General features: G+C 58.5%; 11 protein-coding genes. 7 read left to right on the top strand and 4 right to left on the bottom strand.

Annotated features, from left to right (window positions below):
* The 3 genes from fdh3B (at nucleotide 1) to G5315_RS08970 (ending at nucleotide 2,165) form a co-directional block, all read left to right on the top strand.
* Nucleotides 1-627 carry a formate dehydrogenase FDH3 subunit beta gene (fdh3B, locus tag G5315_RS08980; protein ID WP_005334799.1) on the top strand — a complete coding sequence of 209 codons (627 nt, stop codon included), beginning with the start codon at nucleotides 1-3 and terminating at the stop codon, nucleotides 625-627.
* On the top strand, nucleotides 624-1,595 hold the full coding sequence (locus G5315_RS08975; RefSeq protein ID WP_216953131.1) for a formate dehydrogenase subunit gamma: 972 nt from the start codon (nucleotides 624-626) through the stop codon (nucleotides 1,593-1,595). Before fdh3B ends, G5315_RS08975 begins: the two co-directional genes overlap by 4 nt.
* Before the next feature lie 159 nt (nucleotides 1,596-1,754).
* A complete protein-coding gene (locus G5315_RS08970) occupies nucleotides 1,755-2,165 on the top strand; it encodes a hypothetical protein (RefSeq protein WP_013723543.1) in 411 nt (136 codons plus the stop codon).
* Between the two features lie 87 nt (nucleotides 2,166-2,252).
* Here G5315_RS08970 and G5315_RS08965 read toward each other — a convergent pair whose 3' ends face one another.
* Nucleotides 2,253-3,017, bottom strand: a complete 765-nt coding sequence (locus G5315_RS08965; RefSeq protein WP_216953132.1) for a substrate-binding periplasmic protein — start codon at nucleotides 3,015-3,017, stop codon at nucleotides 2,253-2,255.
* A 275-nt stretch (nucleotides 3,018-3,292) separates the two neighbouring features.
* Between G5315_RS08965 and G5315_RS08960 the strand changes: the two genes are divergently transcribed.
* On the top strand, nucleotides 3,293-5,008 hold the full coding sequence (locus tag G5315_RS08960) for an NAD-dependent malic enzyme (protein ID WP_421332917.1): 1,716 nt from the start codon (nucleotides 3,293-3,295) through the stop codon (nucleotides 5,006-5,008).
* Nucleotides 5,009-5,095: 87 nt separating this feature from the next.
* Here G5315_RS08960 and G5315_RS08955 read toward each other — a convergent pair whose 3' ends face one another.
* The gene (locus G5315_RS08955) at nucleotides 5,096-5,437 is read right to left on the bottom strand and encodes an RT0821/Lpp0805 family surface protein (protein ID WP_160882465.1); all 342 of its coding nucleotides are present in this window, start codon (nucleotides 5,435-5,437) and stop codon (nucleotides 5,096-5,098) included.
* Nucleotides 5,434-6,681 carry a hypothetical protein gene (locus tag G5315_RS08950; protein ID WP_421332916.1) on the bottom strand — a complete coding sequence of 416 codons (1,248 nt, stop codon included), beginning with the start codon at nucleotides 6,679-6,681 and terminating at the stop codon, nucleotides 5,434-5,436. Before G5315_RS08950 ends, G5315_RS08955 begins: the two co-directional genes overlap by 4 nt.
* Before the next feature lie 305 nt (nucleotides 6,682-6,986).
* Between G5315_RS08950 and G5315_RS08945 the strand changes: the two genes are divergently transcribed.
* The 3 genes from G5315_RS08945 (at nucleotide 6,987) to G5315_RS08935 (ending at nucleotide 11,098) form a co-directional block, all read left to right on the top strand.
* Nucleotides 6,987-8,225, top strand: coding sequence for a uracil-xanthine permease family protein (locus G5315_RS08945; protein WP_005347636.1), 1,239 nt, complete (start codon nucleotides 6,987-6,989; stop codon nucleotides 8,223-8,225).
* A gap of 550 nt (nucleotides 8,226-8,775) precedes the next feature.
* The gene (locus G5315_RS08940) at nucleotides 8,776-9,507 is read left to right on the top strand and encodes a substrate-binding periplasmic protein (protein WP_421332915.1); all 732 of its coding nucleotides are present in this window, start codon (nucleotides 8,776-8,778) and stop codon (nucleotides 9,505-9,507) included.
* A gap of 64 nt (nucleotides 9,508-9,571) precedes the next feature.
* On the top strand, nucleotides 9,572-11,098 hold the full coding sequence (locus tag G5315_RS08935) for a methyl-accepting chemotaxis protein (RefSeq protein WP_421332914.1): 1,527 nt from the start codon (nucleotides 9,572-9,574) through the stop codon (nucleotides 11,096-11,098).
* A 154-nt stretch (nucleotides 11,099-11,252) separates the two neighbouring features.
* Here G5315_RS08935 and G5315_RS08930 read toward each other — a convergent pair whose 3' ends face one another.
* Nucleotides 11,253-11,675 (bottom strand): GNAT family N-acetyltransferase, encoded by a 423-nt coding sequence (locus G5315_RS08930; RefSeq protein WP_266134392.1) that lies wholly within the window; start codon nucleotides 11,673-11,675, stop codon nucleotides 11,253-11,255.
* Nucleotides 11,676-11,692: the final 17 nt, after the last annotated feature.

Here is an 11,692-nt window from a genome sequence, read left to right as displayed (position 1 = left end):
ATGGCCAGAATGAAATTCATGTGTGACACCAAGCGCTGTATCGAGTGCAACGGCTGTGTGACGGCGTGCAAGAACGAGAACGACGATGCCCTCGAGTGGGGCATCCAGCGCCGCCGGGTGGTGACCCTCAACGACGGCCTGCCGGGTGAGACCTCCATCTCCGTCGCCTGCATGCACTGCACCGACGCCCCCTGCATGGCGGTCTGCCCGGCCGACTGCTTCTATCACACCGACGACGGCATAGTGCTGCACAACAAGGATCTCTGCATCGGTTGTGGCTACTGTCTGTTTGCCTGCCCGTTCGGGGCCCCCCAGTTCCCGAAGACCGCCGCCTTTGGCGATCGGGGCAAGATGGACAAGTGCACCTTTTGCGCCGGTGGCCCGGAAGAGGATCACAGCGAGGCGGAGCGCCAGAAGTACGGTGCCAACCGCATCGCCGAGGGCAAGCTGCCCATGTGTGCCGAGCTCTGCTCTACCAAGGCGCTGCTGGCAGGGGATGCGCAGGTGATCTCCGATATCTTCCGCGAGCGGGTTGCCTATCGCGGTGCCAAGGATGCGGCTTGGGGTAATGGCGATGAGCTGTTTCACGATGCCAGCAAGCTGAACAAGCAGGGAGGGGCGGCATGAAAACCTGGCTAATGGCCCTGTTTGCTGCCCTGCTGCTGGTGAGTACCGCAAGTTTCGCCGATGCCGAGAAAGAGGCGGTCGGCTTTGCCGGCGCCGATTACTGGCGGGCGGTGAAGGATGGGCAGGAGGGGGTGACCACCTCCCGCTCGCCGGAGCACGGGGTGCTTATCTCGGTGCCGGGCCAGCTCTGGTTCGAGGTGAAGACCAAGTGGGTGTCGCCGCTCGGTGCCATCGCCATTTTCGGGTCGCTCGCCATGTGTGGCCTGATGTATCTGGTGGTGGGGCAGACCAAGCTCTCCAAACCGCGCACCGGGCGCAAGCTCAAGCGCTGGAGTCGGCTGGATCGGGCGCTGCACTGGACCACGGCGGCCATGTTCCTGACCCTCTCCGGGTCGGGGCTGGCCATCATCTACGGCAAGTACTTCATCAAGCCGGTGGTGAGCCTCGGGGTGTGGGAGAACTGGATCTGGTTTGCCAAGGTGTTCCACAACTATATGGGGCCGCTCTTCTTCCTCTGCCTGATGGGGGTACTCATCAAGTGGTTCCGCCACAACATCGTCAATATGGTGGATGTGCAGTGGTTCATGAAGTTTGGCGGCATGCTCGGTAAGCACAAGGGAAGTCACCCCTCGGCGGGCTTCTCCAACGGCGGCGAGAAGGCGATCTTCTGGCTGCTGATCTGGTTTGGCGGCATCGTCGTGGCGACCGGGCTGTTCCTCGACTTCCCCATCTTCGGCCAGCTGCGCCGTCAGATGGAGTGGGCCAGCTTTATCCATATCGTAGGCGCCTTGATCCTTATCTGCGGCTTTATCTTCCATATCTACATGGGTCTGTTCCAGCTGGAAGGGGCGCTGGAGGGGATGGTGACCGGCGAGGTGGACGAGACCTGGGCCAAGGAGCACCACGACCTCTGGTATGAAGAGGTGAAACACACTCTCGATGAGCCCAAGGCGGGCAAATCAAGCTGATGGTCGACAAAGAGTAAAGAGAAGGGGCGCTGCGGCGCCCCTTTTGATGGCGGGTCGATCGTGATGGCAAATTGATTGAGCGATGCCGCAAACGGCGATGGTTTTTTGGGCCACCTTGAGCAACAGTAACAGGGGTTCCATTCACACAAGGGATGACAAATGATGAGAAAAGCATGGCTGGCAGCGGTATGTGCATCTGCGCTATTCGGTGGTATTGCGGGTGTGGCGCAGGCGGCTGACGGGATCAAGACCCAGCAGGTGCAGTTCAAGAAGGGGGAGTCAGGGGCAACCATCAACGGCACCATTCAAGGTAGCCAGACCCTCGATTACAAGCTGACGGCCAACAAGGGCCAGAGCATGGTGGTGATCCTGACCGGCAAGCCCTACTTCAATATTCTGCCGCCGGGCAGCAAGGGGGAGGCGATGTTTATCGGCTCTACGGAAGGGAACAACTTTGAGGCAACCCTGCCCGCCAAGGGCACTTATACCATTCGGGTCTACCAGATGGGGGCGGCCGAGAGCAGCAAGGCCAAGACGCCGTTCAAGCTGGAGGTGGGCATCAGCGGCTAATGCCAGCAGCTGACAAGCATCACAGAGGTGGCGGCCACAAAGGGCCGCCACCGTTGTTTTATCCCCTCTGTTTTTGCCTCGCCAGGGTTAATAGCCCCCCCGGGCCAGCCGTTCGAAGTAGCGCTTATAACGTCCGCTGGCGATGGCCTGCTGCAACTGCTGATTGAACTGATCCCGCAGTTTGGCTGAATCCGGCATTTTGCGCGGGAACATCACGAAGCTGTCGTTGCGCAGAAAAGGGGTCTGACTGTGGGTGATGAGTGCCGCGCTGGCGGGGTCGAGCTGGCTCTGCAACTCGGCCAGACCGACTCGCAGCTCTTGCGGATAGAGGTCGATCCGCCCGCGCAGCAGCTTGCCGAAATTCTGTTTCACGTCGGTGACTTTCTGTTGGGTTACCTTGCCATCGACCACCATCTTGTCCAGATCTGGCCCGTAGCTATAGGCGATATCGCCCCCCAACCGCATGCCGATGATCTGCTCAAGGCGCTCGGCTTGCAGCTGCCGTGATTTGAGGGAGAAGAAGACAAACTGCTCCTGCAGCACCGCTTCGCTGAACAGAAAATCCTGCTCCCGCTCCGGTTTGTGCATCCAGACGGCGGTGGCGTCGTAGAGCTGGCTGTTGGCCGCCAGCGAATAGACCCGGCCCCAGGGGGCGAAGTGGAACTTCACCTCATAGCCCGCCTCCTTGAACAGATCGCTGATGAGGTGGGCCACGGGACCGTGCTGTTTTGACTGCTCGGAGACAAAAGGGGGCCATTCACCCACGATGATGTTCAGTTCTCTCCCTTGTGCGGCGAGAGCTGACTGGCAGGCAAGCAGTTGTGACAGGGCAAGGAGCAGTATCAGACGCATGGCGAGAGGAGGCAAAAGCTGGCTGAAAAAGTCGAGGGCATCAGGTCACTCCCGGCTGCGGCATGGTGAAACGTTGCGGAATTGATCGCAATGCTAGCATGAGTCTCATTCCTCTCCGTGGATATTTATCACTCGGGGAGCGAGATGAGCGGATTTTGGCCACAGGGTATGCCCAAGCTCACAAAACCGATCGAGTAAACGTCATATGATTGATTTCATTATGAGTCTTGCTCTCCTGCCGAACGGCAATTTCACGTAAATCAAAGAGAATGACTATGGCTACCGGACAATATCTGCTGTGGAAAGATGCACAGGGAGAGGATTTTCGCCCCGTTGCACTGACCGGCACTGATCTGCTTAACAATCGATACCTCAACAAGGGCACGGCCTTTACCGAACAGGAGCGGGCCGATTTTGATCTCGATGGTTTGCTGCCGCCTCAGGTACAAACCTTTGAAGCCCAGCTCGAGCGAGTGTATGAGGGGTTCAAGAGCGCTTGCAGCGATATCGAGAAGTACCAGAACCTGCGTGCTCTGCAGGATCGCAACGAGACTCTCTTCTATGCCCTGTTGTCACGCCATGTGGAGGAGATGACTCCCTACATCTATACCCCGACCGTGGGCAAGGCGTGCCAGGAGTTCAGCCACCGCTTCCAGAAGCCGCGCGGCCTCTACATTACCCCGGACAACGTGGATGACATGGGCAGTCAGGCCCGCCACTTCGATGCCAAATCGATCCGCATCATAGTTGTCACCGACAGCCAAGGCATTCTGGGGATCGGCGACCAGGGTGTTGGCGGCATGGGGATCCCCATCGGCAAGCTGGCGCTCTATACCCTGGGGGCCGGTATTCACCCCGCCTGCTGCATGCCCATCGCGCTGGATGTGGGCACCGACAACCAGAAACTGCTCGATGACCCCATGTATCTGGGTCGCCCCCACAAGCGCATTCGCGGCAAGGAGTACGAAGAGTTCATCGACAAGTTTGTGCAGGGGGTCAAGCGCCACTTCCCCAACGCCGTGCTGCAGTGGGAAGACTTCAGCAAATCCAACGCCTTCAACAATCTGGCCCGCTACCAGCAGTCATTGCCGTCATTCAACGATGATATTCAGGGCACCGGTGCCGTGGTGCTGGCCGGTATTATCGGCGCGGTCAAGGTCAAGGGGGAGACCCTGGGTCAGCAGAACTATCTGGTCTATGGCGCTGGCGCCGGTGGGGTTGGCGTCGCGGATCAGATCTGCGCGGGGATGATCCGCGAGGGGATGGATCCGCAGGCGGCCCGCGATCGCATCTACATTCTGGATACCCAGGGGCTGGTGTGCGACAACCGGGACGGGCTCGACGAGTACAAGCGTCGCTACGCCAAGCCGGGGCTGCTGCTGGCAGGCTGGGATACCGAGGTGCCCGGCAAGGCCAATCTGGCCGATGTGCTGCGTCATGTGCCCATTACCGTGTTGCTGGGTACCAGCGGCTCGGGCGGTGCCTTCCAGGAAGAACACATCCAGCTGATGCTGCAGCATTGCGAGCGCCCCATGGTGTTCCCGCTCTCCAACCCGACCGCCAACTGTGAAGCGCTGCCGGAGGATATCTACCGCTGGAGCAAGGGCAAGGCGATCGTGGCGACCGGTAGTCCCTTCAAGGACGTGAGCTACGAGGGGCAGGAGTTCCGGGTGGGGCAGGGCAACAACGTCTTTATCTTCCCCGGTGTAGGTCTGGCGGCCATCGTCAGCCAGATCCGCGAGATCAGCCCGGATATCTTCACCACCGCCGCCTTTGCGCTGGCCGAGTGCGTAAGCAAAGAGGATCTGGCCAAGGGAGCCGTCTATCCGCGTATTCGCGAACTGCGCAACATCTCGGTGCATGTGGCCACCGCCGTGCTCAAGGATATCGTGCGTCGGGATCCGTCCCACCCGCTGATCGGGCAGGATCTGCATCAGCATATCCTCAACCACATGTGGGAGCCGGTTTACCTGCCCTATCGTCGGGTATAACCGCGTATTCACCGCCCCGATAAAGGGTCGGTAAAGATGACAAGGGGGGAGCGCTGCTACCCCCTTTCGTTTACCCCGTGGCATTCACTAAGTTCGCAATGGTCGCCAGCGCCCTTGCTGATTGCGACAGGCGGTATCCTGCCACTGCTGACTGGCCTGGCCGATATAGAGTTGCTCGCGATAGTCGCGACACCACTCCCCGCTGGCATGGAGGAAGGTGCGTAGCGGCGTGACGCTGCCCGAGTGACGATTAGCCGGATTGAACCAGGTGAGGCTCTGCCCTTTGGTACGGGTTTCCAGCGCCTTGGCAAGGGCCTGATTGGCCAGTTGAACATCTGCCTTATCCATCTGATGGTAAAGCGGCGGAGTGTCGACCGTGGCGCAGCCAGTGAGGCCGAGCAGGAGGAGTGGTAACAGATATCGCATCATGGTTGCCCCTGTTGGCGAAAACCGTTGTTGAGCAGCACCCGCTCCTGCTCATCGGTAAGCACTTGCTGGCGATCATCGACCGTGCCGTCACCTCTTAGTTTGTTGCCATTGGCATCGACGGCATCGACACCGTTGTCATCGATGGTGCCATCACCCCTGAGCTTGTTGCCATTGGCATCGACAGCATCCACGCCGTTGTCATCGATGGTTCCATCACCCCTGAGCTTGTTGCCGTTGGCATCGACGGCATCCACGCCGTTGTCATCGACCGTGCCATCGCCTCTGAGCTTGTTGCCATTGGCATCGACGGCATCCACGCCGTTGTCATCAACGCCATTGCCAAACCCGCGGCCACCCCCATGGCGTTCTCCCCCTGCATGTTTTTCTCCACCAGCATGCCGTTCACCTCCACCATGCTGCTCTCCGCCCGCATGCTCGCCTTGGCCGCCACTGTCATCGCTGCCCCCATCGCTGTCGCTGCCACCGCCGCTGTTGCTGCCGCCGCCGCTGTTGCTGCCTCCGCCGCTATTGCTGCCTCCGCCGCTGTTGCTGCCTCCGCCGCTATTGCTGCCTCCGCCGCTGTTGCTGCCTCCGCCGCTGTTGCTGCCTCCACCACTGCTGCCACCATCGCCATCTTTGTTGTGAACGATCAGCTCATTGGCGATGTAGCTGTGGCTGCCATCGAGCAGCAGATTGAAGAGTGCGGTAGTGGGAGGTGCCTCTATCCAGCAGAGTGACTCAACCAGCAGTAATGCCGGCTGGGGTTGCAGGGCCAGATTGCCCGTCACCATGACAGGTGCCGGGCGACACATTATCTGCATGCCGGTAAATAGCGGCACTACCGCCAGTTGCGGGTTTTCGGTTCGGGTCATGGCCGGTGAGATGGCTGCCCAGCCCCGAGTGGTCAGCAGAGGGTGCTCAGCGGTAAAGAAAGGGGGCAGATCATTGATCCCATAGAGTCTGCGCTTGCCCAGTATGACCCGTTCGACCGCCAGGATCCGGTTACTGCCGCCGTGTTGATCCAGCACCCGTTCATCGACCCGCAGCGTCTCTATGGGGCGGGTGGAACCATCGGCCATCGTGATGCGAGTGCCGGCGATAAAGCAGGACTTGGCATAGGCCTGATTCATTTGCCACTCATTGTGGGCGAAATCATAACTGAACGGGTTTGCAAACAGGGCGAGTGCGATGGCCGAGCCGATAAGCAATCTGCGCTGGCTGGCTTTGAATGGGGGCTGTGACATGGGGACTCCTTGTCCATCTTGATTCACAGGATCCATTATAGAGCGCTCCCAAGCGGCGGCATTTTTGACCATGAGCACAATAAACATGATGGAAAAACGATTGGCGTTCGTCACAATAATGCGTAAAATCGCATACTCGATGCTTGTAGCAACGAATCCCGCCTAAAAAGCCAGTTTCATGCCCTTCCCAAGCAGTAAAAGGTAGCAAGTGACGAATTTGTGTTCATTTCGCGCCTTGAAAAAGTCTTGTGATGACTGAAAAGTGATAAATATCTCCATCAGTTATCAAAAAATTAAGGACATCCATGTTTTCCTTAGTCAAGCAAAGTGTCGCCGGGCTGCAAATCCTGTTTGTCGCCTTCGGCGCCATGGTTCTGGTGCCCCTGCTCACCGGACTGAACCCCTCCATGGCCCTGCTTGGCGCCGGTGTGGGCACCCTGTTGTTCCAGCTCTGCACCCGCCGCCAGGTCCCGATTTTCCTCGGTTCCAGCTTTGCCTTCATCGCTCCCATCATCTACGCCACCCAGACCTGGGGATTGCCATCCACCATGTTTGGCCTGTTTGCCGCCGGTTTCATGTATTTCATTCTGGCTGCGCTGATCCGGGCAAAAGGGATGGGCTTTGTGCACAAATTGCTGCCGCCCGTGGTGATTGGCCCGGTGATCATGGTCATCGGTCTTTCTGTGGCGCAGGTTGCCTGCAACATGGCGATGGGCCGCGCCGGTGGTGAGCAGGTGGTTCCTGCGGGGACTGCGCTGACGCTTGCCGGTATCTCGCTGGCGGTCACCCTGATTGCAGCTGTGTTCTGCAAGGGGTGGATCAAGCTGATCCCCATCCTGTGCGGTGTGATTGCCGGTTATGTCTCGGCGGTGTTCATGGGCCAGGTGAGTTTCGATGGCATGGTGAACGCCCCCTGGCTGGCGCTGCCCCACTTCGAAACCCCGGAGATCAACTGGGCTGCTGCGTTGTTCATGTTGCCGGTAGCCATCGCCCCCTGTATCGAGCATATCGGTGGCGTGTTGGCGATTGGTGGCGTGACTGGCAAGGATTACACCAAGGATCCGGGTTTGCATCGTACGCTGGCCGGTGACGGTATCGGCGTCTGCTTCGCCGGTTTCATCGGTGGCCCACCCGTGACCACCTACGCCGAAGTGACCGGTGCCGTGATGATCACTCGCAACTTCAATCCGGTCACCATGACCTGGGCTGCGGTGTTTGCCATCATTCTGGCCTTCTTCGGCAAGTTCAATGCGTTGCTCACCTCCATCCCGATGCCGGTGATGGGCGGTATCATGCTGCTGCTGTTCGGATCCATCGCTGCCATCGGTCTCAAGACGCTGGTGGAATCCAAGGTGGATCTGGGACTGTCGCGCAATATCGCCATCGTCGCCGTGACTTTGACCGTCGGTGTCGGTGCGCTGGAGATGAAGATTGGCGACTTCGCGCTGGCCGGTGTTGGCCTGGCCTCCGTTGCCGCCATCCTGCTCAACCTGATCCTGCCTGCGCACTCTGAAGAGGGTGTGATGGACGCGGCCAAGGATTGAGTTTCACCAGACGTTCATCGTTGACTTGTAGAAGGCCACCTCGCGGTGGCCTTCTCTGTTTCGGTTCTCTCGCGCCACTTTTCGGCTATGCGGAGCTCGTCTGGAATCTAATTTGGAAGCAGATGAGGGGGTTAGCGCTCTCATTTGACGTATCTCTTTTCGTGACCTTAGCTAAAGGACAGGTTTGGCTCTGAGGTCTCCTCGAGCAGTATGGGAAAATGGATGTTGGCGTTTTCTATCATTTCTCTCCCAGACCCTGGTCATTAAACGATGCGCTTCTGCTTCGCCACAGCGCTGTTGTATGGCAGAGGTTTATCCGCCCCCTCCACACTCCCCTCATGCTGCCCTGGCATGTTTCCACCTCGATTTGTCGTGAGCCTCCCCCGCCGATTGCGTTTCGTTGCGCACTGGCAAAATCCGGATCTGTTTGCTGCTGCACATGGGTGGGCGGCGAGCCGTGAAAGCCGGCATGACCCCAGCGGGTCAGATGTGCACCGCCATCGGTAACGGCGGATGTTCAGGGATGAATGGCAAGCAAAGCGAGGTTGCAATGAACTATCAACTGCTGTGGAAAAGTGCAATTTTTTCAGTCTCTTCCATGATGGCGATAAGCGCAGTTCAGGCTGCACCACTGAACGTGATGACCGAGGATTACCCTCCGTTCAACATGCAGGGGGAGGGGGGCAAGATTGTCGGGCTATCGACCGAGGTGGTCGAAGAGCTGCTCAAGCGTGCCGGCGTCGAATACAAGCTGACCCTGATGCCCTGGAAGCGGGCGTATGAAGATACCCTCGGCACTCCCAACACCGCACTCTACTCCACGACTCGTACCCCGGAGCGTGAGGCGCTGTTCAAATGGGTGGGGCCGCTGGTCAATAACAACTGGGTGTTCTTCTCCAGCTCGACGGCCAATATCACAGTCTCTTCACTGGAAGAGGCCAAGCAGTATTCGGTGGGGGGCTATAACGGCGATGCGGCCGCCGAATATCTCAAGGCCCAGGGATTTGCCAAGTTGCAGCTGGCTGCCAACGATACCGCCAACGTGAAGAAACTGGAGGCGGGCCGCATCGATCTTTGGGCAACCGGCCAATATCTGGCGCCCTATCTGGCCAGCAAGGAGAAAGTAGCTTCACCCAAGCCGGTCTTCGTGTTCAAGGAAACCCAGATGAGCTTGGCGTTTAACAAGGATACGCCCGATGAGCTTATCACCAAGCTTAACGAGATCCTCGCTGCTATGAAGGCGGATGGCACCATCGACAAGATCAATGCCAAGTACCAGTAACAGTACCAATAGCAAGTGCCGCTCAATGGCACTGCGCCGGCTGCCGTAAAACCGGGAGGAAACCATGGATTGGAAAAGTCTGACGTTCAGGATTGCCGTGTTGACCTCCCTGTCGGTGAGTCTGCTATTGGTGTTGTTTGGTGGTTATAACTACAGCTCGGTGAGGGAAGAGAGCTACAGCAAACAGGCTCAGCTGGTCGAGCAGGCGATCAAGCGACTGCAGCTCTCCTTGCCTGGCCCTTTGTGGAATTATGAGTCGGCCTTTATCGAGGCATCGCTCAAATCCGAGCTGGCGGCCGATATGCTCAGCACACTGCTGGTGGTCAACAAGGAGAAGCTGGTGGCCGGGTTTGCCCGCGATGCAGCGGGCACTATTTCCCCTGTAGCGGCCATACCCGCCGATACGGCGGCCTATGGTGGGTATGATCTGGTCTACGACGACAGCGGCCAGAAAAATACCGTGGCCAGATTGCTGGTCGAAACCAGTGATGCGGCCATTCAGGCCAACTTGCGCCAGCAGTTGATCACCACTGTCTGGCAGATCCTGGTACTTGATATCTGTATCATTGCCTTGTTGATGGTACTCATTCATCGCAATGTGCTGAGACCACTTCATCAGATGAATCTGGCGGTGTTCGATTTGGCCAGGGGAGAGGGGGATCTGACCCGGCGTCTCAAGATCCTCCGTCAGGATGAGATGGGCGCGCTGGCCACCAACATCAATCACTTTATTGCCAAGCTTCAGGAGATGGTGGCCGAAATCAACGAGCTCTCTGCTGGCGTGCTGCAGACCGCGGAACGTTGTGACACCCTTGCGGCGGATACTCGGGGCGCCAGTGATGCCCAGCAACTGGAGCTGGATCAGGTCGCGACTGCCATTACCGAGATGAGCCAGGCGGTGCAGGAGGTGGCAGGTAATGCAGTGAAGACTGCTACGGCGACCGATGAGGCCAACCTTTATGTCGAGCAGGGCTACAATCTGGCCGGTCATGCCAATCAGGCGATTCATCAGCTGGTGGGAGAGGTGGAACGGGTGGCGGGGCTGATGCGCTCCCTCTCTACCGAGAGCAGCAGCATCGGCAATATTATCGAAGTGATCAATGGTATTGCCGAGCAGACCAATCTGCTGGCGCTCAATGCCGCCATCGAGGCGGCGAGGGCTGGGGATCAGGGGCGAGGTTTTGCGGTGGTGGCCGATGAAGTGCGAACCCTCTCGGGGCGCACTCGTCAGTCGACCGAAGAGATCAGTGCCAGCATCAAACGGCTGCAACAGGCGACCCAGAATGTCGGTGCCGGGATGCAGTTGAGCCAGGAGCAGGCCTCTCGTGCGGGAGCCGAAGCCGCCGATGTACAGGTATCGGTGGAGAAAATTAAAAACCAGGTCAGTCTGATCCGCGAGATGAACATGTATATTGCCCAAGCCTCGGAAGAGCAACACTCGGTAGCAGAGGCGGTGAGCCATAGCGTGAACCGGATTGCCACCCTTAATAGCGAGAGCGCGGCCAGGGTGGTGCAAGTGGCTGAAGCCAGCAGCGATTTGCGCCAGCTCTCCGGTCAGCTCGATACCCTGCTCAAGCTGTTTCGGGTCTAGAAAGCACATACGCCCTGCGGGGGATCCTCGGTGCGAGCGGTGGTCGCGATCACGCGCGCAACTGGGGTCGTGGTGTTCTCATATTCTGCCATGCAATCCCGGATCGATATTTTCCCTTTACGGGCCCATGCATGACAGTCTGGAGAGCTGTTGTCTACTCACGACACAGCTTGCACCAGGGACCGGTGAGCTCGCAGTACCCGGTCTCGTCGCCATGCTGCCAGCCAAGCCGATGATAGAAGGCCACGGCCGCCGTATTGCGGGTTGCCACCTTGAGTGATGCCGTGCGGGGATTATTTGCCAGACCATGTTCGAGCAGCGCTCGCCCAATCCCCTGACCATGCCAGTCGCTCGCAACGTACAAATGATGCACAAAGTGATCGGGTTGCCATACGGCGATAAATCCGCAGAGCGTCCCCCCTCGCTCAGCCACCCATATCTCTTCTCCCCGGGTCTGCTCGATAAAGTCATCCAGGTGAAACAGGGAGGGGTCTACCCAGTGAAAGGTTTGTCTGCGGCCTTGTAAAAACAGCTTGGCCAGCGGGGTGATATCACGTTCTTCCATGCGCCTGATCATCATGCTCTCCCAAGGGC

The organism is Aeromonas sp. 603607, assembly GCF_049171595.1.
In the GTDB taxonomy this organism is placed as follows: Bacteria; Pseudomonadota; Gammaproteobacteria; order Enterobacterales; family Aeromonadaceae; genus Aeromonas; species Aeromonas veronii.
The sequence above is the reverse complement of the archived record's forward strand: the minus strand, read 5'-3'. Positions and strand labels throughout refer to the sequence as shown.

Excerpts from the sequence above, each read along its gene's own strand:
- fdh3B (WP_005334799.1), top strand. The coding sequence starts at position 1 with ATGGCCAGAATGAAATTCATGTGTGACACCAAGCGCTGTATCGAGTGC.
- G5315_RS08975 (WP_216953131.1), top strand. The coding sequence starts at position 624 with ATGAAAACCTGGCTAATGGCCCTGTTTGCTGCCCTGCTGCTGGTGAGT.
- G5315_RS08970 (WP_013723543.1), top strand. The coding sequence starts at position 1,755 with ATGATGAGAAAAGCATGGCTGGCAGCGGTATGTGCATCTGCGCTATTC.
- G5315_RS08965 (WP_216953132.1), bottom strand. The coding sequence starts at position 3,017 with ATGCGTCTGATACTGCTCCTTGCCCTGTCACAACTGCTTGCCTGCCAG.
- G5315_RS08960 (WP_421332917.1), top strand. The coding sequence starts at position 3,293 with ATGGCTACCGGACAATATCTGCTGTGGAAAGATGCACAGGGAGAGGAT.
- G5315_RS08955 (WP_160882465.1), bottom strand. The coding sequence starts at position 5,437 with ATGATGCGATATCTGTTACCACTCCTCCTGCTCGGCCTCACTGGCTGC.
- G5315_RS08950 (WP_421332916.1), bottom strand. The coding sequence starts at position 6,681 with ATGTCACAGCCCCCATTCAAAGCCAGCCAGCGCAGATTGCTTATCGGC.
- G5315_RS08945 (WP_005347636.1), top strand. The coding sequence starts at position 6,987 with ATGTTTTCCTTAGTCAAGCAAAGTGTCGCCGGGCTGCAAATCCTGTTT.
- G5315_RS08940 (WP_421332915.1), top strand. The coding sequence starts at position 8,776 with ATGAACTATCAACTGCTGTGGAAAAGTGCAATTTTTTCAGTCTCTTCC.
- G5315_RS08935 (WP_421332914.1), top strand. The coding sequence starts at position 9,572 with ATGGATTGGAAAAGTCTGACGTTCAGGATTGCCGTGTTGACCTCCCTG.
- G5315_RS08930 (WP_266134392.1), bottom strand. The coding sequence starts at position 11,675 with ATGATCAGGCGCATGGAAGAACGTGATATCACCCCGCTGGCCAAGCTG.